Origin of the sequence: Vibrio sp. J502 (assembly GCF_025397955.1) — a bacterium.
Lineage (GTDB): Bacteria > Pseudomonadota > Gammaproteobacteria > Enterobacterales > Vibrionaceae > Vibrio > Vibrio anguillarum.
Genome location: NZ_CP104554.1, coordinates 307,905 through 330,592, shown reverse-complemented (window position 1 = coordinate 330,592; position 22,688 = coordinate 307,905). Strand labels below are relative to the sequence as shown.

16 protein-coding genes are annotated in these 22,688 nt (G+C 46.9%); 9 read left to right on the top strand and 7 right to left on the bottom strand.

The window, feature by feature from the left end; all coding sequences use genetic code 11:
- Positions 1-52 precede the first annotated feature (52 nt).
- Positions 53-520, bottom strand: a complete 468-nt coding sequence (locus tag N5E84_RS01595) for a DUF2850 domain-containing protein (protein ID WP_013856155.1) — start codon at positions 518-520, stop codon at positions 53-55.
- 151 nt (positions 521-671) lie between these two features.
- On the opposite strand from N5E84_RS01595, the gene argA reads away from it, so the two are divergent.
- Positions 672-2,009: an amino-acid N-acetyltransferase gene (argA, locus tag N5E84_RS01590; protein WP_026027647.1), complete on the top strand. Its 1,338-nt coding sequence runs from the start codon at positions 672-674 to the stop codon at positions 2,007-2,009.
- 257 nt (positions 2,010-2,266) lie between these two features.
- The gene (locus N5E84_RS01585; protein ID WP_019282331.1) at positions 2,267-2,446 is read left to right on the top strand and encodes a hypothetical protein; all 180 of its coding nucleotides are present in this window, start codon (positions 2,267-2,269) and stop codon (positions 2,444-2,446) included.
- A gap of 113 nt (positions 2,447-2,559) precedes the next feature.
- Here N5E84_RS01585 and recD read toward each other — a convergent pair whose 3' ends face one another.
- From recD to N5E84_RS01565, 4 genes are all read right to left on the bottom strand, one after another.
- Positions 2,560-4,686, bottom strand: a complete 2,127-nt coding sequence (gene recD, locus N5E84_RS01580; protein ID WP_019282332.1) for an exodeoxyribonuclease V subunit alpha — start codon at positions 4,684-4,686, stop codon at positions 2,560-2,562.
- A complete protein-coding gene (gene recB, locus N5E84_RS01575; RefSeq protein ID WP_095661317.1) occupies positions 4,683-8,300 on the bottom strand; it encodes an exodeoxyribonuclease V subunit beta in 3,618 nt (1,205 codons plus the stop codon). The genes recD and recB overlap by 4 nt, the downstream gene beginning before the upstream one ends.
- Before the next feature lie 273 nt (positions 8,301-8,573).
- Entirely contained in the window at positions 8,574-12,017 is a 3,444-nt protein-coding gene (recC, locus tag N5E84_RS01570) for an exodeoxyribonuclease V subunit gamma (protein ID WP_019282333.1), read from the bottom strand.
- A 98-nt stretch (positions 12,018-12,115) separates the two neighbouring features.
- Positions 12,116-13,132 carry a TDT family transporter gene (locus N5E84_RS01565; RefSeq protein ID WP_013856149.1) on the bottom strand — a complete coding sequence of 339 codons (1,017 nt, stop codon included), beginning with the start codon at positions 13,130-13,132 and terminating at the stop codon, positions 12,116-12,118.
- A 117-nt stretch (positions 13,133-13,249) separates the two neighbouring features.
- On the opposite strand from N5E84_RS01565, the gene N5E84_RS01560 reads away from it, so the two are divergent.
- The 3 genes from N5E84_RS01560 (at position 13,250) to dapD (ending at position 15,820) form a co-directional block, all read left to right on the top strand.
- On the top strand, positions 13,250-14,143 hold the full coding sequence (locus tag N5E84_RS01560; RefSeq protein WP_013856148.1) for a LysR family transcriptional regulator: 894 nt from the start codon (positions 13,250-13,252) through the stop codon (positions 14,141-14,143).
- A 97-nt stretch (positions 14,144-14,240) separates the two neighbouring features.
- Positions 14,241-14,540: a YebG family protein gene (locus tag N5E84_RS01555; RefSeq protein ID WP_010318120.1), complete on the top strand. Its 300-nt coding sequence runs from the start codon at positions 14,241-14,243 to the stop codon at positions 14,538-14,540.
- Between the two features lie 248 nt (positions 14,541-14,788).
- Positions 14,789-15,820, top strand: coding sequence for a 2,3,4,5-tetrahydropyridine-2,6-dicarboxylate N-succinyltransferase (gene dapD, locus N5E84_RS01550; protein WP_019282334.1), 1,032 nt, complete (start codon positions 14,789-14,791; stop codon positions 15,818-15,820).
- 120 nt (positions 15,821-15,940) lie between these two features.
- On the opposite strand, the gene N5E84_RS01545 is transcribed toward dapD, so the two are convergent.
- Both N5E84_RS01545 and N5E84_RS01540 read right to left on the bottom strand, forming a co-directional pair.
- Positions 15,941-17,125: an NnrS family protein gene (locus N5E84_RS01545; RefSeq protein ID WP_019282335.1), complete on the bottom strand. Its 1,185-nt coding sequence runs from the start codon at positions 17,123-17,125 to the stop codon at positions 15,941-15,943.
- Positions 17,126-17,303: 178 nt separating this feature from the next.
- The gene (locus N5E84_RS01540; protein WP_069211882.1) at positions 17,304-18,419 is read right to left on the bottom strand and encodes a GNAT family N-acetyltransferase/peptidase C39 family protein; all 1,116 of its coding nucleotides are present in this window, start codon (positions 18,417-18,419) and stop codon (positions 17,304-17,306) included.
- A gap of 70 nt (positions 18,420-18,489) precedes the next feature.
- Here N5E84_RS01540 and N5E84_RS01535 point away from each other — a divergent pair, with 70 nt between their 5' ends.
- The 4 genes from N5E84_RS01535 (at position 18,490) to N5E84_RS01520 (ending at position 22,666) form a co-directional block, all read left to right on the top strand.
- Positions 18,490-19,941: a RimK family protein gene (locus N5E84_RS01535; protein ID WP_019282336.1), complete on the top strand. Its 1,452-nt coding sequence runs from the start codon at positions 18,490-18,492 to the stop codon at positions 19,939-19,941.
- Positions 19,942-20,007: 66 nt separating this feature from the next.
- Complete coding sequence (locus N5E84_RS01530; protein WP_019282337.1) at positions 20,008-20,949, top strand: zinc transporter ZntB; 942 nt, start codon at positions 20,008-20,010, stop codon at positions 20,947-20,949.
- 10 nt (positions 20,950-20,959) lie between these two features.
- Positions 20,960-21,511 (top strand): gamma-glutamylcyclotransferase family protein, encoded by a 552-nt coding sequence (locus tag N5E84_RS01525; RefSeq protein WP_029388244.1) that lies wholly within the window; start codon positions 20,960-20,962, stop codon positions 21,509-21,511.
- Positions 21,512-21,667: 156 nt separating this feature from the next.
- The gene (locus N5E84_RS01520; RefSeq protein ID WP_026027964.1) at positions 21,668-22,666 is read left to right on the top strand and encodes a substrate-binding domain-containing protein; all 999 of its coding nucleotides are present in this window, start codon (positions 21,668-21,670) and stop codon (positions 22,664-22,666) included.
- Positions 22,667-22,688 lie beyond the last annotated feature (22 nt).

Genomic DNA, 22,688 nt, shown 5'->3' with positions numbered 1-22,688 from the left:
TGAGTTGCTAAAAGCATGACAAACTCGCGCCTAAACCGCAATCAGCGAATTGTTAACGGAGGTTTTTTTGGTATTTTCCTGACAATCGGAAGGTTGGATTGTAGTGCGACGACGACATTTGTGTCATTTCGGTATTGTTATCATCACGCATTTTGTAACGATAGCTCGTATCACCAATCTGGTATTCTAAAAAATGACCATCAAACTCAAATGAAGTGGTGAGTACTCGGCCGCTACTGATCACGCCTGCTTTCCCCAATTCAATTCGTTTGGCTGAATAAGGGGCAACATACTGCTCAACCCAAACCCCATACACCTCATCCTTTGGCGAAAAATAGTTTTCCAACCGAGTAAAGAGATCACCGTATAGCGACGCTACGGAAAGCAAGCCAATCATCACAACCAGCATCAAGCCTCGTTCAATGTACTTACGTCTTCGCAAGTTTGTGAACTGAGGCGTAGCCGTAAGGCCTACGTTTTTTGTCATTTTCATGCGACTTAACTCGTTGGTTTTGGCCATATTTCGCCTTTATTGGCAAGCAGTCTAACGTGTCCTAAATCAGAGATAAAATCGGCGATTGAATAATTGCACCAAACTCAAAAAACCACTTGCCGATACGCGAATAAAAAGTCATTATTTTAACATATTTAAACACCAAGGTGCTCTCAGAGTGAAAATTCGCAGTACAGCTCTCGTTAAAGGATTTAGACAATCTGCTCCCTATGTTAACGCTCACCGTGGTAAAACCATGGTGATCATGCTCGGCGGTGAAGCGATTGCCGATAAAAATTTCGCTAATATCATTAGCGATCTCGCACTGCTGCATAGCCTTGGTGTCAAAATTGTTTTGGTGCACGGTGCTCGCCCACAAATCAATCAGATTCTGGCGACACATCATTGCTCCACTCCTTATCACAAAGGCATTCGAGTCACTGATGAGGAAGCGCTCAGCTTAGTCATGCAAGCCGCGGGGCAGCTCCAACTCGCTATCACAGCACGCCTTTCAATGAGCTTAAATAACACGCCAATGGCAGGAACTCAGCTCAATATCGTTAGTGGCAATTTTGTTATCTCTCAACCATTAGGTATAGATGATGGTGTCGATTATTGCCACAGTGGTCGCATTCGCCGTATTGATATTGAAGGCATCAACCGTATGCTTGACCAAGGTTCGATCGTGCTACTGGGGCCAATTGCGAGTTCCGTCACTGGCGAATGTTTTAATTTGCTCTCTGAAGAAGTAGCCACACAAGTCGCAATACGCCTAAAAGCAGATAAGCTGATCGGCTTTTGCTCAGAGCAAGGCATTATCGATGAGCAAGGCAACGCGATTGCTGAACTGTTCCCATCTGATGTTGAAAGGATAATGCAGCGTATTGAAGCAGATACCGACCAAGTTCAGGATAATAGCTCAGGTACCTCACGCTTCCTGCGTGCCGCCGTTTCAGCGTGCCGTGCAGGTGTGCCACGTAGCCACTTAGTCAGTTACAAACAAGATGGTGCTTTAATTCAGGAGCTGTTTTCTTTTGACGGGATCGGCACTCAGATCGTCATGGCAAGTGCTGAACAAGTCCGTCAGGCACAGATCGATGATATCGGCGGAATTTTCGATTTAATCCGCCCGTTAGAAGAACAAGGAATATTAGTACGGCGTTCACGTGAGCAGTTAGAGCAAGAGATCCACAAATTCACGATTATTGATAAGGATGGCTTATTGATTGGTTGCGCCGCACTTTACCCTTACCCAGAAGAGGGCATGGCAGAAATGGCGTGTGTCGCTATTCACCAGGAGTATCGGGACGGCAACCGCGGTTTATTGTTACTCAATCACATGAAGCAACAAGCAAAATCGATGCGTTTAGATCGCCTCTTTGTTTTGACAACGCACAGTTTGCATTGGTTTAGAGAACAAGGTTTTTATGAAGTCGGTGTGGAATCGTTACCGATAACTAAACAGAGTTTGTACAACTATCAACGCCGTTCAAAAATTTTAGTACTGACGCTCTAACGTCAGGATATTGTATTTATTCGTTAAGTTATGGTGAATAGTTTATCTTTGATCAAGTGCAAACGTTCTCATTGTTTTGTATACAAAATAAGCGCTTTATTTAACTTAATATTATGTGTAGAATCCGCCGACATCATTAATGATGTACATTTAATGAACAACACAGGAACTTGGCTTTATACCGATTGGTCAGATACCAGTAGGTCGGCTTGCACGGATTGCTTTTACTACGACACGTACTTAAGAGCAAAAATTCTATGAAAACTGTTATTCGTAACTCACTTCAAAGCTTTTGGGATATGGCTGATAACCAATTCCTTGAAGGCCAACATGTGCATTGCGTATTTCCCGTTAACGACAAGCTACGAGTCTTTATACTCAGCTCGCAAGATCGTTATAAAATCAGAAACATCTCTTTTACTCATGCTTTCGCATAGCAGCACACCAAATCAGTAATTGAGCTTCCCCAAACAACAGAATGAATTCAACATACCATGTAAATTTCAAACTGTGTGGGGACAGCTCAAACTCGTTTATCCTAGTTGTTGATTTACGCTAGTCTCTTGTCTAATCTCGTAACTAAGCCGCTGGCTCGCTGCGTTTTTATCTTGAGCCCTCGTTTCATCGTTCCCATGTCAGCAAAAAGCATCAGCTGCTTCTTGGCGCGCGTAATGCCAGTATAGATAAGCTCTCTGGTCAGTATCGGGCTAAAATCAGGCGGTAAAATCATCAACGTTAGATCAAACTCACTGCCTTGTGATTTATGGATGGTCATCGCATAGGCCGTTTCGTGCTCTGGTACGCGGCTTGGTAAAATGGCTTTCACGCTCCCATCTGGCAGCTCAAAATACACTTTCAAACGCGGTTCCTGCTCGCTCGTATCAAGCATGCATATGCCGATATCGCCATTATACAAACCCAACCCATGATCATTACGCGTCACCATCACGGGCCGGCCGTGATACCAAATCTCATCTTGAGTCTTAATCAACTTACGCGAGACCAGCGCACGTTCAATGCGTTGATTCAAACCACTTACCCCAAAATCCCCTTCACGAATAGCGCAAAGCAAACGGCATTGATTAAAGCAATCCAATACGGCTTTGGCTTTTTGGGCTTGAGTTTCCGCAGCATAAGCACCAGAACTCTCGATGCGCGTGAGATAACGACCATACTCCTTGACTAAGGTTTTCAGCATTAGGTTATAGCTTTCACTGCTGAGTGAGTGGTGCGTAATATCAGCATAATTACGTTTTAACACCTCATCCACCATAGCCACTTGCCCAGCATTAATCGCTTTCGCTAATTGACCAATGCCTGATCGGACATCAAAGCGGTAGCTTTTTTGCAGCATGCATAAGCTGTCTGAAATCGGGGTTGCGTTAGGGTGTGAATGAGCAATCAGTGTTTGATAGCCTGTTAACTTAGCTAGGTACTCGCTGTTCGCTCGGCTGTAGCCTAAGGTCAAAAATGAACAAATGTCCCCCAGCACAGCGCCCGCTTCGACTGACGCGAGTTGGTCTTTATCACCTAGTAAAATCAAGCGTGCGTGTTTGGGTAATGCCTCGATTAACTTGACCATCATCGGTAAATCGACCATCGATGCTTCATCAACCACCAATATATCCAAATGCAGAGGGTTACGCTGATGGTGACGAAACTCAACACTGTTAGGTATGACGCCCAATAAACGGTGAAGAGTGCTCGACTCGGTGGGAATCGCCGCTTTCAACGCCGGCTCAACCGCCAGTTCAGCCACCGCTTTACCGATCGATTCCGTTAAACGTGCCGCAGCTTTACCCGTTGGTGCGACCAATTTAATGGTGGGCGTCTCACCTTGCTGTTGGGCTTGGGTAATCAAAGCGGCTAGTAATTTGGTAACCGTGGTGGTTTTACCGGTTCCCGGCCCGCCAGAAATCACGGCAAAGCGGCGTGTCAGTGCCACTGCCGCTGCGACTTTTTGCCAGTTGATGCAAACGCTTTGCGGGATCAGCGTCTCTAATGCTTCGAGTTCTTTCGCCGTACGTGCTTGGCTAATGACTTGATCAATCTCATTCCAATCAAGTTCATCGGCGTTGACCACATCCAGAAAATCACACACTTGTTGCTGGCGTGCTGATGCATTGGCTGTCTCTGGCAATTGGCGAAGCGCATGGAGCAGAAAGTGGTATTGACGCGCAAACAGTGTATCGAGCAGCAATTTTAGCTTTTGGACATCAGTAGGCTTTAGGCTCATGGGTGTCCCAAAGCTGATTAAACGCTGTGCTAAGGTAACTTCATAATGCCAATAACGGTGTAGGTATAAACGTTGCCCATCAAACATTAAAGGCACCGCTTCCCCTTGTTGTCCGACTAAGTCTGAACGGTTGAGTAGCCAAGGCCAATCAATCGCCAATAGGTGCTGATTGACCGCCAATGCTACCTCACCAAACAAGCCTAACTTAGCTGCGAGGTCGACACCCTGCGCCGTTGAAGCATCCACTAAAGGTAAGCAGATATGTCCCTTGGCCAATTCAGCACTGACCACCGCGGCAATAAATCCGAGCGCTTGGCTATGTTCAGCGCCAAGTTGCTGCTGGCTTTTTTGTTCGATAAAACGTGCGAATTGGTAATCTAACTGACGCATAGCGCCTTTTTCCGCTAACTGCTTAAGCGTTGTCATTAGCGTACTGCTCATAAATCTAACTCCATTTGCCCTGCATCGGTCGCGCGAGTATCTACGGTTTCTCCATCAATCAATCTGTCCATCTCATCAAGCAGTTCAAAGCTCGGTTTGGTTGAGAAAATCCCATGCTCAGACTCGCCATCCATGCCGCGTAAAAAGAGATAATAGACTCCGCCAAAATGGCGATGGTAGTCATAGTTTGCTAAACGGCTGCGTAAGAATCGATGCAGCGCCAATGCGTAGAGTTGATATTGTAAATCATAGCGATGCTCTGCCATCGCCGCTTTCAAACGCTCGCCATGATAGGCGCTGACATCATCCCCCAGATGATTCGATTTCCAGTCCAGCACGTAATACTTTCCTTGATGCTCAAACAGCAAATCAATAAAGCCCTTCAGCATGCCCTGCACAGTGTAAAAACCAAGATCTCCGGCTTTGGCCGACAGTGGATCATGGCGTTGAATGACACGGTTCAATGCAGGAGCGCTCAGTACTTCTATCGGTAATAGAAATTCCATTTCAACCAAACGCTGAGTGGCGTTTTTTTGGTTCAAACGCAACGTTTTGCCATCTAAAGGTGTCTGTAACACGGTATCGACCAGCGTTTGTAATACTGGTAACCATTCAATATCGATTTGTTCTCGCACCAGTAAATCCAGTATCACTTTTTGGTTAGCATCGCTGCTAGCAGGCTCAGTAAACTCGACCTCCTCAAAGAGAGTGTGCAAAAAAGTACCGGGCGTTGCACCGCGTGGAAAAGTAAAAATGGAACGTTCGGGCTCAACCAGTAAAGCTTCCGCTTGCTCATCAACAGAGTCGATATCAAAGCCTGAGACTTCTAAACTCGCGTCGTGGCTAGCGTGTTTCACACCTTGTTTTACCAACCCAGAATAGCTGGTCATTCGCCAAAAACGGTCAATCTGCGCTTGCAGTGTTTTGGCACTCAATACCGGCGTCTCGACGCTCAACGCTTTAAAGGGCTCTGGTTGCTCGGCTGGTGGCTCAGAGATACGAATGTATTGATTAGATTGAGCGTGCAACGCAGCGTTAAGATCGGCAATGCCTGCGGCTTGACCATTTTGCAGCAGATAGCCAGTGGCACTTAAATGCACACCGGTTGGCTCTTTGGTGGAGCGGCCATTACGCAGCGGCGCAATGCCGATAAAACAGCCATACACAGCACGAGTCAGCGCTACATAAATCAAGCGCAGATCTTCCGCAAGCCGCTCTTTATCTGCTTGCTTGAGAGAAGCTTCACTGGCGGTAATATCCAGCACCGTTTCCTCATTCACGGCATCATGATATTTGCCTTCACTTGCCTCTCGGTAGCTGACCACAAACGGCAGAAACACTAAGTCGTATTCCAAACCTTTCGATTTGTGAATAGTGACGATCTGCACCAAGTTGCGTTCGGATTCCAAACGTTGAATTTGATCATCACGGCCCCCTAGGCCATGCTCGGCGTCACTGATAGCTTGTGCCAGCCAACGCAGCAAACCGTGATCGCTATCAATCTCTTGTCGCGCTTGCTGTAGTAGCTCACCGATGTGCATAAAATCGGTCAGTGAGCGCTCACCTTGCGGCTCTTCCAGCCAACGTTCAGCGACGTGACGTTTACTCATCACACTGCGCAACATAGGAAGCACACCGCGCTCAAGCCACAATTGGCGATACTGTTTAAATTCGTTAACCGCGCTTTCCCATACCGATTCGTCGTTGTTTAAATCATCCAAGCTGGCAGCATCTAACGCGAAAAGTGGTGAGGCCAAACAAGCCCGCAAGGCGCGATCATGTTCAGGAGTCAGTACCGCTTGCAATAGACGCTGTACATCTTGTGCTACCTCGCTGCTAAAAACACTATCGCGGTTCGAGAGATAAACACTGGCAATGCCTTGCGTGGCAAGCGCCTCTTTCACCATACGACCTTCATTACCCGTCCGTACTAAGACTGCGATGTCACCGGCTTGCACGCTCTTTTGCCCTTTAGCAGTATCAAAGTACGCTTGTTGATGCTGCGCGGCGCTCAAAATTGTCTGAATTTGGCTGGCGCACGCTTTGGCCATGCATTGCAGGTATTCGCCTTTTGGCAACGGACTGTCTTGCGCTTCTTGCAGCCAATAGGTGAGCGAAGGTTGCACGGTTCCGTTAAGCCACCATTGACGCTGCTGCGCATTTGGGCTGGCTTCAACGGGTAAAAAGGGAATGTCTTGGTCGTAGATAAAAGCACTATCAGGCGTACTAAAAATCTGATTGACGGCATTGACCATATTCGCGCTAGAACGCCAGTTGGTCCCCAAGGTGTAGTGTGCGCTCACCTGTTTACGCGCTTTGATGTAGGTAAAAATGTCTGCACCACGAAACGCGTAAATCGCTTGTTTTGGGTCGCCAATCATAAACAAACCGCATTCAGCCTTAGGCAGATAAATGCGGCTAAAAATACTGTATTGCAGCGGATCGGTATCTTGGAATTCATCGATCATCGCAACGGGGTAAAGGCTGCGAATCCGCTCAGTCAGTATGCCCAGCTCATCATTATCTATCGCGGCAGAAAGCTGAGTGAGCAAATCATCAAACGATAACCACTGCTTTTGTGCTTTCGCTTTGGCAAGCATGGCTCGGCAATGAGTAATAGCGTGCGCCAGCAGCGGCGCTTCTAAGCTGATGGGTTGTTGCAAAAAGAGCTCAATGGTCGTGAACAGCGCATGTTGCGGGGGTTGACCTTTTTTCGACTTAGCTTCCAACGCGCTTTGTGCAAACTCTTGTAATTCACTCGGTAGGTTCAATTCATGCTGTGGGTTGCTTGCCCACAACGCTAACCCTTCTAGCCGTTTCAGTAACGCTTTCTTGGTTGCTGCATGCAAATCTGAAGCTTCAATGCACGGCGGTAAATCATCGCATGAATCAAGCCACTGCTTTTTTAACGACTCTATGCGTGACAGGCACGATTGATAAAGCGCGCTTAAATCGCCACTCATCGCTTCAACAGAGAGCGTTAGCGCCGAGCCAGTTAAATAGCCACTGATTTTTTCAAGCAGCGCCGCTGGTGATGACCATAAACGGCGCACTTCCGCAGCAAGCTGAATCGACAACGGATAGAACTGACGACGCCAATAATCCGCGACCACTTGCGCTTTTAGATGACTTTCATCGGTCACAAATTCGTTATTAAAACGGCTTCCCGATTCAAACGCATTTTGGGTGAGCATACGCTGGCAAAAACCGTGAATGGTATAGACTGCCGCTTCATCCATCTGCCGTTCCGCTTGCAGTAATATTTGCGCCGCTTGCTTGTGATGACGGGTTTGCTCAAGTAGCGGTTTGATAACAGGGTCATCACTGAAACCGCGCGAAAAAGCGATACGCGCCTCATGAATGCGCCGCCGAATACGGTCGCGAAGCTCAGCAGTGGCAGCTTCAGTAAAAGTAACCACTAGAATTTGATCGACCGTCAGTGGCACTTGATGACGTGACTTTGCATCACCATGCCCAAGTAACAGGCGCAAATACAAACCTGCAATGGTGAAGGTTTTACCTGTGCCCGCCGACGCTTCGATAAGCCTTGCACCGTGCAGCGGGAACGTAAGGGTATTTAATGGTGTTGTGACCGTAGCCGGGGTCATACTCATAAACAGTTAGCCTTTGAATACGCAAGCGAATGTGATCGCGCTTGAATAATGGTATGAATAATCAAAATAAGTTTATAAATTAAGACGTTGTGAGATCTTTCTCACGGTTCGCCAAACGGGCAGCCTTTACTATCCGCGCCACGTGTTTCGTCAATCTCACGATGATGCGAACCAACCAAATCATGGTCGCTCTGACCTGTGGCCGTACAGAAAACGCCCTACACAATAATGATTGACTGGCGGCCACTTTACTTTCCAAGCAGTTATCCATCGCTAAACATCCTGCGCCACTTGAACCCACAATCGTGGTCCTTGCATCACCAACGTGGCCAATAAACGCACCTGCTCAGCTAAGGCTTCATTCCACTGCGGCCAAATCCGCGCGATGTAAACATTGCTTCCTTCACCGTGGCTCATGTAACTTTCATTAAAGCTATCGGCCATTTTCTTGAGCGATTTATCGCGATCATCAACCCATTGACCACGGCTGAAGCCAGCTTCCACACAGGCTAACGCGGTTTTTGGAAAGTAAGCGAGCGGCGCTGTCATACCTTGATAAAACAAACCCACCAGTTCTGCGAGCAACGCTTTGGCTTGTTTGGTATCGGGCATGGGCGGATAAATAAAATGCTGCACACCTTCTTTACGATCGTAGCCCATCAAATGAGTAGGTTGACTTTCGCCCATCGCCGCTAGTGAGAGATGATCAATCCACGCGGCTAAATAGTCCTGCGCGCGAATCGAACCACTGCGGTAGCGCACTAAACCGGATTGATAGCGCTTAGTCAGCCACCCCGTCAGTTGTACGTTTTTGCCTTCACCAAACAATTCAAATCGCAGATCGATCTCTTGGTCATCAAGTGGCGAATGGCATAAGAAAGCGATTCTTTGCGCCAATTCTTGTGCTTGCACGCGATTAGTTTCAAATTCCAAGGATCCAAAAGCACCAATCGGTAACTTTCCTTGCGCGCGCTGCTGGTCAATGAATCTCTCAAGGGCATGCGGTGAATTAGGTTGATCAAGCAGCAACTCTAGCAGTTCATCGCGTAACTGGTAGCTCTCTAAGCCATTTAAGGCAAAGGGTTCATCATCTTCCATTACCGGTAACGGAGGCTCGAACGTCACTTTAAGGCGACGGTTAAAGAAATATTGCACAGGCAAACGCCAAAACCGTTGCAGCTCAACCAGATCTAAACTGACAGGAAAGCTCGCCCCTTGTAAATAATCGCTCAGGGCGAGATTAAACTCACCACTGGCTCGCCCTTGCCGACTGGCGGCAGGTAGCCACTCTTTGGCATAGCTACCGGTTTTACTCAAAAAAGCATTAGGGCTAAAAGGCACCATGGCGTGAGTGGTCGTTAAAGCACAGGCTAAATTTTTGGCCGATTGATCGCTGCCAAGCGCTTCATCCCCGACCAAACAGTAATTTTGTTGGCAATACTCTAAAAGCTCAGAGACCAACACTGAAGGAACGCGTTCGGTATTATCTTGAATTGAGCGTCCAACGTAGCTGATGTACAAGGTTTGCTGCGCCGAGAGCATCGCTTCTAAGAACAAATAGCGGTCATCATCACGCCGCGAGCGATCGCCAGCGCGGGTGCGACCGTTCATCAAATCAAACCCTTCGGCTGGCATAGTGCGCGGGTAAACGCCATCGTTCATTCCTAGTAAACAAACGGTTTTAAAAGGGATGGAACGCATTGGCATTAAAGTACAGAAATTGACTTGTCCCGCCAGAAAACGCTGGCTGATGCGCGTACCTGACAATTTGTTTTGCAAATATTGAGTAATAATACTTGGCGCAAGTGCTTGCTCATAACCGGCCTCGGCCAGTTGATCTTTTAACTGCGACAAGGTGTCGCGAATCGACTTGAGTGCGAGCTCCCCTTCCAGCTCAACCTTGAAAAAATCGCCAAGCATCTCACCGAGCAAGCGGCGCCACTCGTCCACGCTTTGGGTTTGCGCTAACTGCTCGCGGTAATGGCTCACTTGCTGAATAAAGTGCGCTAATTTACCCGCCAATTCAGCGTTGATGCCTTGCACTTCATTATAAGGCGCGAGCGTCACTTCGCCTTGCGTAAATAAACCTGCTGAGGCAGGCATGGCATAACCAAGTAACATGCGCTCAATCCCGAATTGCCAAGTATTTTGCTCGGTCTGTGGCAACTCAAATTGTTGCGCGGTGCTCGCATTGAGCCCCCAGCGAATGCCTGACTCTTCTACCCACAATTTGGCTTGCGTAAAGTCTTGCTCATTAAGCTCAAATTTTGCCATCATCGCCGGAGTTTCAAGCAGCTCTAATAACTCTGATGCTAGGCAGCGAGAATCGGGTAAATGCACTAATTGCATAAATGCCGCTAAGATCGGGCTCTCTTGATCTGCCGTACGGTCTGAAATGGAGTAAGGAATAAAGCGCTCACCCGGCGCGTTACCAAATACTGCCGCAATGGCTGGGCTGTAGGCATTGATGTCCGCCACCATCACAATAATATCGCGCGGTTTCAGTTCAGGGTCAGCATCAAACATTGCCAGCAATTGATCGTGCAACACTTCCACTTCTCGCATCGGGCTATGGCAAGCATGAAGAGTGAGCGATGGATCATCCAAAGCAATCACTTGTTTGTGGTCGCTACTGTCCAGTTGACTATCATCTCGATGTTCTTGCAAATGTAAAATGTCGGCCTGCAACTGATGCAATAAGTTATCGCGTGGCAGATCAATAAAAAATTCGTGCTCTTCATTTTCCGTTTGGGAGAGTAAAAAAAGATTATCGCGCCCAAGTTTCCCCATCGAGGCCAATAACTCATTGCCAACCGCAGCTTCGGTATGCAATTCATCCACGAGGTTAGCTTCAATGTCGCCTTTAAGCGGCGAGCGTTGCCCTTCAAACTGAATCTTATCACCTTGTAAGGCGAACGTTTTACGTTGCTGGCTGTGCAGTCTGGCGAGCGTTTTTCTATCTCGAAGATCGCCCCAATAATGCTGACAAGGGTTGGTAAACATCAAGTGAACATCAATCTGATCGCCCAACGCTTTGAGTGCATCCATATAACGAGGCGGCAGTGACGAAATACCGAAAATAAACAAACGTTTGGGCAGTTTGGTTAAATCAACCGAGCCACGTGCAAGCTGATCAATAAAACTTTGATAGAGATTGGCACGATGGTAGTGCGACTGGCCTTGATCTAGCGTGTATTGATATAAGGCTTGCCATAATATCGGCTGCCATGGGTGCTCATCACCAATCTCGCTCACATCATCGCCCGCCTCCCACTTGGCAATCCAATCGGGGCGGTAGACTAAATAACCATCAAAAATATCGGCAATCTTCTCGGCCAACTGATAGAGCTTGGAATGGTCATCATCCTGTTCAAGATAACGCTGCAAAGGGGCAAAGGGGTCGAGCGTGAGCAAAGTTGGCAACAGATGCATCAGTTTCCACGTCATCGCTTCTTTGTTAAAAGCGCTGCGCTTAGGTACATCAGGTAACACTTTAGTGAACATGTCCCAGATAAAGGTCGCCGGTAGAGGAAACTCAAGGTTCGCCGCCACACCGAGCTCTTTCGCTAAGGCCATTTTGAGCCATTGCGACATCCCCGGGCTTTGCACCAAGATCTGCTCTTTCTCAAAGGGGTTGGCTAACGGTGCACTTTTGATCAAATGCACGAGCAGGATCTTTAAGGTATCGACTTTATTGGAATGGTAGACAGTAAACAAAATGCACTCACGCTTTTCTTGTCACAATAAGGACTGAGATTAGCATAAGTGCATTCTATACTTGAGAATTTTATGTTTTGAATTGCCTAAACTGCAGGCTATTTCATTTCACAGTTCAATGCGTGTTCGTCTTGCTCTTCTAGCTCATTCATGCTGCTGAGTAGTACGCGATGAGGTTGATAGAAATTTAAGTAACGAATAGCAACATAACCCACCACAATAGTTGCCACAATTAACTCTAACCCAGCTAACCAATGCACTTGCTGTACATACTCAGCACTCACCCCAACGGTTTCCATCCAATGTGTGAGTTTAAATAGCGCCGTTGCACCAATCACCATTGGGAAGGTAAACGCTGCGTAGCCTGGGCTAAAAGGCAAGCGTAATAATTTAAAGAAAGCTAAGTAGATAATCGTTGTCATTAACACGGCAATACCAAATAAAATGCCGATGATCACTGGCGATGGGTTAGCCGTGACAGTTAAGTAACCAGCCAATGAGAGGCTCGCTGGCGCCGCCAAAATAGCCATAGTTGGTTTTGCTGCATCTGGAACTTCATGTGTGAACATGAAACGGTAAATCATCATCGGCAGCATCACCGCATAAGCGACTAAACCGAACATCATGGTTGCATTTGCGATTGGTGCAAGTGCTGGGTTTCCAGAAAATGCCACATCGGCCACAATAATACCCACAGGTGGAACGAACCAACTTGGCACCATGTGGTGAAGTTCAAAAGACTGCGCGCGATGGTACAAAAAACTGACCAAGAAGATGATGTGCAAACCCACAGCAAATAGCCATAACGCATCACCAGCCATTGGGTAAAAATGGCCTAATGAATTGGAAACCACCATTGTGCCCATCGCAAAAGTAGGCACAACACTGCCCACAACCGGATGAGCAAGATCTTGGCGTAATAAGTGGCCATGAAAGAGAAATTTAAACGCAAGAACCACCAGCAACACGCTGGCAATAACGGCCCCACTTAATTGTCCATAACCTTGTAATGGTGCAAAGTTTTCCCAACTCCAACCCAAGCTTGCGATGCCTAGAGCTAAACCCGCCATAGGGGTTGGCGCACCCATAACTTTCGCTTTTGCTGCTCGAATCATATTGACCTCTCATCAGAACTAACAAAGTAGTTGTTCAATGTCGCTATCATACGCTTGCCTTTTGTTCTGATATATCTAAATATATAGAACACACGTTCAGATTAATTAAACAAAATTATGGCTGCCAATATTTCTCTTAAGCAATTGAAAGTATTCACTTCAATTACGCAACACAAAACCTTGACCCAAGCTGCAGAGGCGCTGTTTTTGTCAAAAGCGGCCGTGAGCATGTCACTGTCTGAACTGGAAAAACAGCTTGGGCATGCGCTGTTCGATAGGGTCAATAACCGTTTAATCCTCAATCAAGAGGGACAAAAACTGTTGCCGCTCGCCGATGAACTGCTAAGCCGTGCGAGCAACATCAACCAACTGTTTGACAGTGAGCAAACCCTCGCAGGCCAATTGCGCATTGGTACCAGTGATACGATTGGCAACCATGTTGCGCCTTATCTACTCAGTCAATTTCGCCAGCAAACCCAACACATCTCGCAAAGTTTGTTTATTTCCAACTCGGCGCTGATTTGCCAAAAGTTGGTCGATTACGAACTGGATCTTGCGTTGATTGAAGGAAAAACACTGCACCCAGAGCTGATTTCAACGCCTTTTTCACACGATGAAATGTGTATTATTTGCGCACCCGAACATCCACTCACAATGATAAATCAGCTCACCCTCAATGATTTCGAACAGAGCCAATGGGTATTGCGCGAAGCGGGTTCTGGCTCGCGAGAGTTTTTCTTACGGGCTATCGCACCACGACTTGAGCAGTGGCATGAAGCCTTTGAATTGAATACCACTGAAGCCTTAATCAACAGTGTTTCGGCAGGGTTAGGTTTGGGCTGTTTATCCACCCTTGCTGCGCATTCAGCACTGCAAGATGGCCGGGTTAAAAGACTCGATGTTCCGCTGGACATGAAACGCCGTTTTTGGCTATTGGTGCATAAAGAAAAATACCAAAGCCCACTGCTCAAACACTTTATTGAATTTTGTTATCAATGGAACAAAGAGTAGCCATCCACCTCTCACTTTTTCCTGCTCACCTAGACTTCATGGTTTAAAAACTGTATAAACAGCCAGTAGAATTAATGACTAAGTTAGAGGATTAACCATGGCTGTAATCGTCAAGTACGTGGTGGAACGCAACGGAGAAGAAAAGATGACTTTTACCTCTAAAGCAGACGCTGACGCTTATGACAAAATGCTCGATATGGCAGATGAGCTTTTCGAACTGTTAGGGAAAAGTGAGTTGCTAGAAGATGAAGCCAAGCAAGAAGCTTTGGCGATGTTCTTAGCGCAAAACAAAGAAGAAGTGCTTTACGCACTTGGCGCAAAGCGCAAGCCTGCACCGGCTAAGCCTAAAAAAGCCAAAGCGGTAAAAGACGAAGCACCAGAAGAAGATGCAGCTTAAGGCGATTAAACGCTTAACTTAAGATGATAGAACGTGAAAAGGCCGCTGCTTCGTCAGCGGTTTTATATTTCTGTCTAAAGAAATACATCGCTAAAAAGACAAAAGGTATCGTTTTACGGACTTTCTCCCCTTTTGCCCTTTCCTACCCCTGCCTCACTCTTTATGATGCTTGATAAATCGAGTGCGCCGCAATGATGCTCAACCTACGCTGGCGAGCGCATCAATAGTGACAACATGGAGATATCAAGATGGCTTACTTTGCACTTGCCTTTGGCACGGCAACCAAAAACCGTGATGGAAAAATTATTGAAGCGTTTTTTCCAGCGCCAATTCTCAACCCAAGTGACGCACTAGTGAGCGAGCTTGCTCAAGTCTCTGGTTATGGCGAAGGCAACCAGTATATCGACATCTCAACCGAGCAAAGCGCCCAACTCGCCGCGATATTTGCTCAACATGATCAGGCTAACAATGCCAGTTTTGCCGATAAAGCCGCTAACGCCTCACAACCACTGGTGCTGGTTATTTTAGCTTCCGACCAACAGCCTCAATCAGTCGCTGAAGGCTTTTTGAAGCTACAACTGATTTCACACCGTTTAGTGAAACCACACGGTACTGTGCTTGATGGTATTTTTGGCCTGCTGCACAACATCGCATGGACTAATGAAGGTCCTATCGACCTACCTGAACTAGCAGATCGTCAAATTGAAGCTCGCCTTTCAGGCCGTGCTTTAACGGTAGATTGTGTCGATAAATTCCCGAAAATGGTTGATTACATTGTCCCTGCGGGCATCCGTATTGCGGATACCTCGCGCGTTCGCCTTGGCGCGCACGTGGGCGAAGGTACCACTGTGATGCATGAAGGTTTTATCAACTTCAACGCTGGAACAACAGGCGTGAGCATGGTTGAAGGGCGTATTTCTGCTGGTGTGGTTGTTGGTAATGGATCGGACATCGGCGGTGGCGCTTCTATCATGGGTACGCTTTCTGGCGGCGGTAAGGTCGTGGTTTCTATCGGTGAAAATTCACTGCTTGGCGCAAATGCAGGCTTAGGTTTCCCACTCGGTGATCGCTGCACGATAGAATCAGGTTTGTATGTAACTGCTGGCACTAAAGTGCGTATGCTCGATAACCAAGGCCAAGAAGTGGAAATCGTCAAAGCACGTGATTTAGCTGGTGTATCGGATCTACTTTTCCGTCGCAACTCGATCACAGGTCAAATTGAGTGTTTAGCCAATAAATCAGCCGTTGAACTGAACAGCATGCTGCACAGCCATAACTGATCTAGTTTTTCTGATAAAAAGGCTTGGCGATGTGCCAAGCCTTTTTCTTTTGCGCGCTTTCTACTGCTAGGCTACTTTCTACTTTTTTATTTTGCTACTTCCACGTTACGAGCCAAACCGTTATCCCGGATGGCCATCGACTCTCGGCGTAAGTAACATCGTGCCGAATTTCCACACAAACAAAGTAAAAGCCAATATCCAGAGTGCGGCACTGATATTCACCATCAAAAAGAGTTGCGCTGGAAAAAACGCCACACCGAGGCTGCGTACCAATGCCGACATCATCAAAGCCGCAAACGCAATACTCATTTTAGGCCCTTGATAAATCGCCCTGCCGGTATGCCCCATGGTCACGCGTGCAATCATCGACAAAATCAAGCCTGAGATGGCTCCAATGGCAAAGAGATGGATCAGGTTATGAGTGACATATACATCATCAATTAACCCGCGCAGTAATAAGCTCAAAGGAATACAGGCATACGCGGCGTGCAGCGACCAAACCAGAGGCTCACTCAATGTTAGCCATGGTTTCCAGCGCATCCAACGTACCCACTGCGCTAACCCAGCCAGTAACATGATAGGCTGACCAATCTGCACCATCGTCAGCGGGAAGAAACTCAAAATAAACAAGGCCGCAATGGGTGCATTGGCTAACCAATCGAGCCATACCCATGGCTGTGCTTTTTCAAAGTTAAAACGCCTTGCGCTGAAGAAAGGGATCACACGTGCTCCCATGACCGATAGCAACAATGTGAACCACCACAACATCGCCTGCCATACCGCCGCCGAGCTAAAGGGCGGCATTCCTTTAATGGTGGCATAACTCGCAAAGTTCGCGCCGATCGCTAAAATAAACAACGGTACAAAAAAGAGATTTTTCCAGCCTTTCGCTTGCACTACTCGGCAGCCAATTTCATAGGCTGAAGCGGCCAAAAAAAGCGCTTCGACGGAAGAGATGACCCACAAAGGTGTCGGCGTCCACAATAAGATTCGAGGCGCTAGCCACAAGGCGACTAACACGGCTAAGCGATAATGTTTAGTGCCATTAATGCCAGTCCAGTTCTGTACGGCAGTCAATAGAAAACCGACCACAATTGCCATAGCAAAACCAAACAGCATTTCATGTACATGCCACCACAGCGCAGGAACTTGCAATGTCGATGGCTGACCGGTTTGAAACATCCAGACCCATAACGTCACCGCTAAAACGGCATATACGCTACCAAGTAGGAAAAAGGGACGAAAACCAAGGCGCAACCAAGCGGGTATGCGTTGTTCTACTTTTATATCGGTAATATTGAGCACTGTGACCTCTTACGGCGGTGGTGGATATCATGACAGACGACCAACACCACAAGCACAATTCAAGCCAATAAAAATACCCAATAAAAACAATAAAATAAGAAATATCACTCATAAAAAGAGTCATAACAACTCAATAAAAAAAGTCATTATGACTCAACGAATTCATTTAAACCCTATCCTAACCCGTAGTTACACGCATAGCACTGCGGTTCAAGCTAATCACCACACAAGCCGTCTGTTTTTGTTTACCAAAACCGATGATTTGTGACAGCGCTTTTTTGCCGACCGGAATGAAGGCCGAAGCCATCGCATCCGCTTCTGTTTCTGCATGTGGATCGTGAATGAAGAAGAATTTATCGCTTATACCACTGAGTACGATCCAATGCGGCTCTTTCTTACCATCGAAACGATAAGTGCTGATGAGTAGCAGCACACATGCCCCTTCCGTCACCCACGCTTCTAGTTGCTCTTGACTCGGTGGTGCATCAATCATCGCCACATCTTGATGACTAAGCTGCTCACAAAAATCAAGATGAACCAATTCGATAACTTGTTTTTTATTGGCATCTCGCACGCTATCAATAAAAGGCGTGCTTTTGGATTGGCTCCACAGCTCCACATGATAACCGCGTCGACTAGCAGCCAGTGCCAACCCTTGGCCGCTGCACCCACCGTGCCCTGCCGCCATAAAAATCGTTGTTGCTTCTCGCCACAGTTGCAGCTCAGCGGTGCGACTCGGCTCAAACGATTTAGACAAGCAAGAAAAGCTCATCAGCAAGCATGCCGCACCGCAAGTAAATGGCGTAGTCTGAACATAAAGTGGCATCGGTAATTGCACCTTAGGCCCTTGTGGCGACAAGCGTTTTTGCATCCGGCGTCCATTACACAAATCATCGTAATAATGGATAAGAAATTTCAGGGTTTTATAGCCCATTTTTTCATATAAATTTATCGCTGCCGTATTGTCTTCACGCACTTCTAATCGTAATGTAGTGGCACCTTGATCAAGAGCAGCACGCTCGCATTGCTCGACCAAATTTTGAGCAATCCTCCGGCCTCTGAAATCAGGTTTTACGGCAATCGAATACAACCTTGATAGCTGTGTACCTTGATGAAATAGTAGCAATGCATATCCAGCCAGCTCTGTGCCAGCATCGGCCACAAACAACACCGCTTGGTTGGAATGTAAAAAACGCTTCATTTGACGTGGAGAGATTTTATCTCCGTCAAACAGCTGTTGTTCTAACGCATTAAGAGCAGTGAGATCAGCACTTTTCGCAAGACGAAAGTCCATACGACGTCCTTAAGTGGTTGGCAAGATTGCGGCTCAATATTATTCCTATTGATTAAGGAAAAGAATAGCAATGGCAAACCTTTTGATCGTGACCGACCAGTCCAGTGACTGGCAACAATATTTCCCCTCAGAGCAAGTGGTAAGTGTAGACCAATACCTCAACAGTAATGGCACCCATACTCATCGCAGCCTGCAAGTGGTCAATCTGTGTCGCGATTATGGCTACATGAGCAGCGGCTATTACTGCTCGCTGATGGCAGAGGAACGCGGCCACCGCGTTATCCCTCGAGTGATGGCAATCAACGACATCAATCAACCCTTTTTACTCTCTTCTGGCTTATTGAAACTCAATAAACTGTGCGCCCAAACCGATTTTATACAGTGCAAAATTTATTTTGGCCGCACCGCAGAAAAAGGCTTGGATAAACTGGCTCGCCGCCTGTTTGAACAGTTTATGGTGCCCGTTATTGAGTTGGAAATGAACCGCGTTCAAGGGCAGTGGCAAATCAGCAAAATTGGCCCTTTCCCATTCCAAGATTTGAACGACCAAGAGCAAGATTTCTTCGTCGAATCATTAGAGCTGTTTTCAACCAAAGTTTGGCGTAAACCGAAGCAAGAGAAAAAATACCGTTACGATATTGCCATGCTGGTGGACGAAGAAGAGAAAATGCCACCTTCTGATCCCTCAGCATTAAAACGTTTTCGCCGCGCCGCAAACCGTTTAGGGGTTAACCTAGAAACCATTTCACCGGATGACTTATCGCGTTTGGGTGAATTTGATGGCTTGTTTATTCGCGCCACCACGAACATCAGTAATTACACTTACCGCTTTGCAAAAACGGCTGAGAAAATGGGCTTGGTGGTGATGGATGATTCTGAATCGATCATGAAATGCACCAATAAAGTGTTCTTAACTGAGTTGTTGCAACGCAACAAAGTGCCTGCGCCAAAAGGCGTGATTTTGCAAAGTTTTGATGAGCAATGGAAAAGCAATGTCATGCAGGAGTTGAGCTTTCCCATGGTATTAAAAATTCCAGATGGCGCATTTTCACGTGGCGTGGTCAAAGTACGCGACGAGCAAGAGCTGGAACGCGAAGCCGGCGCACTGTTTGAAAAAAGTGCTCTGATTTTGGCACAAGCCTTCATGCCAACTGACTTTGACTGGCGCATCGGTGTAATGAACCGCCAAGCCATCTTCGCCTGCAAATACATGATGAGCCGCGGCCACTGGCAAATTTATCAACACCACAACAGTGGCCGAGTCTCTTCTGGCGGCTTTGAAACCTTGGATTTAAAACAAGTACCTAAAAACGTGGTTGATGTTGCCTTAAAAGCGTCAAACCTTATCGGCAGTGGCCTGTACGGCGTTGACTTGAAAGAGATTGATGGCCAAGTTTATGTAATTGAAGTGAATGATAACCCTAGTATTGATCACCAAGTTGAGGATGCGTTTTTAGGCGATCTTCTTTACGATAGGATCATGACTGAGTTTCTGCGCCGTATTCAAATGCGCGGCTTCTGATCTCAATTGGTATAATCTACTGCTCCTCAATGCTGAGTCATTGAGGAGCAAGTTATAAGGATATTCATGGAATTTTTGATCGACCAGTGGCATTTTTCTGCATCCGCTCCGCAGCAAAAACTCAATAGCGCTTCACTGATTGAAGCAGGGAATTGGTATCACTGCCAACGCGATATTCCCGGTTTAAAAGAGTGGTTGCTGCAGTATCAGATCCCCATTTCAATTGTCGACAGCCTCTTAGCAGAGGACACTCGCCCACTGTTTGAGCAATACGATGATGATAACTTTTTACTGATTTTGCGTGGCGTCAACATGAACGACAACGCCAACCCAGAAGATATGTTGAGCGTGCGCATTCTCTATTTCAATGGCGCGCTGTTTTCAACCCGAAAAATCCCGTCAAAAGCCGTCAATGTAATCCGTGACCTACTGCAGGCCGGGCAAGGCCCGCAAACCCTTTCAGATGTACTCGTGCAGATCATTGATGGTTTAAACAAAAACATCGATAACTACTTAAACAGCATTGAAGCGAAAATCACCCAATACGATAACGAGATTGAACTCAGTGACGAGCTGATGCAGACGCATAAAGCGCTGCTCAAAATCAAACGTTTTATCAAACCTCAGCAATACGCCATCGATGATTTCAGTGATTCCAAAGTCTCGCTGGCAAATGATAAAAACTTGCGTCTGCGCCACAGCGTTAACACCATCACGCGCATTAATGAAACCCTCGATTTTTACCTTGGTGAGCTCGAACTGATCAAAGGGGAATTACGTCAATATCATGCAGAGAAGATGAACCAAAACACCTATTTATTCTCGGTGATTGCGGCGATCTTTCTACCAACAAGCTTTTTAACTGGCTTACTTGGGGTTAATGTCGGCGGTATTCCCGGCACTGAATCCCCCGTTGCTTTTGCTCTCTTTTGCATCGCACTGGTTGGTATTTTTGGTTTAGAGTTTTGGATTTTGCATCGGTTACGTTTTTTCAATAAGGAGTCGTAATTCACTGATGATGTATATTTTTGGTTATGGCAGCTTGATCAACTCCGCTTCTCGCCAGTTAACAGGGCAAACAGGAAGAGCTATTCCCGTGGTCGCGCATGGTTTAGTTCGTTACTGGGGAAAAATTGATGAGAGCTACATATTGTCACCTTTGGTGGTGAATGAAGGACAAGGGCAAGTCAACGGCGTACTACTGGAGATCGATGAAACCGCTTTGGCAGAATTTGACCGTCGAGAACGTGGTTATGAGCGAGTGCCCCTCAACGCTAATCAAATCGAGAGTAATGACGCTTTTAACCTCCAATGGCCGATTTGGGTTTATGTCAAAGAGGCACCAGAACCTCCCTGCGAGCGAAGCCCTATCGTACAAACCTATGTCGATACCGTGCTGGCTGGTTGTTTAGAGTTTTCAGAAACCTTTGCGCGCCATTTTGTTGAGCACACGGTAGGCTGGCAACATCCGCTGATTAACGATCGCCTCGCGCCGAAATACGGTAATTTAGCAGGGGTAGAACCCTGTCATCATGCGATCATTGATGGGCTGATTGCTACGGTACGTTAGCGCATTAGCTTTTATTCCAATTTTAAACGTTTACATTAATTAGAAGCCTTGACTTACCTATATAGAAAGTCGTAATTATCACATTGATTGCATTGTTCGTTTGCCTTATTTACACCACCATTGTTAAATACAGCGAGCAATAGCAAGAGGTGTAATATGGCTACCATAAAAGATGTAGCTCGCGAAGCCGGTGTGTCAGTGGCAACGGTTTCACGAGTCATCAATAAATCCCCTAAAGCGAGTAAAACATCGATTGAAGCGGTCACCGCCGCAATGAGTTTGCTTGGCTATCGGCCTAACGCCGCCGCACGAGCTTTAGTCAGCCAAAGTACCGACACCATAGGCGTGCTAGTCAGTGACGTTTCCGATCCTTTTTTTGGCATGCTCGTGAAAGCGGTCGATAATGTGGCTCATGACAATGGCAAGCATCTGTTGATTGGCAATGGTTATCACCGTGCTGAAGAAGAGCGCCAAGCGATTGAACTGTTGATCAACAGCCGTTGTGACGCTTTGGTGATTCACTCGAAAGGTTTATCGGATCAAGAATTGATCGACTACGCCGCCGAAGTGAAATCGATGGTATTGATCAACCGTCATATCCCGCAACTGGCTAACCGCTGCATCTCATTGGATAACTACAAAGGTGCTTATTTGGCGACTGAGTTTTTGATCCGCCACGGTCATAAAAAAATCGCTTGTATTGGCTCTTCTCATTCGATTGAAGACGCTACAGATCGCGTAGCTGGTTATCAAGCCGCGTTGAAAGATCACGGTATTGAGATCGCTCCTAATTACATCGAGTTGGCCGAACCACACAGCGAAGGTGGCGAGCAAGCGATGACTCACTTGCTGATCCGTTCGATCGACATGACTGCCGTGGTCGCCTACAACGATAATATGGCAGCGGGCGCGTTAAATGTGCTTGAGGAGAATGGTGTAAAAAGCCCTGAGCAAATTTCAGTGATCGGCTTTGATGATGCGTTGATCGCACGCTACATTCGCCCAAGGCTGACCACCATCCGCTACCCAATCGAGATGATGGCTGAAAAAGCCGCTAAACTGGCACTCCAATTAGCCCGTGGCGAAACGATAGAAAAAGAACCGATGATTTTCTCACCAACTTTGGTGCGTCGAGATTCGGTAGAAAAAATCTGACGCACTCAGGTTACACTTTCAC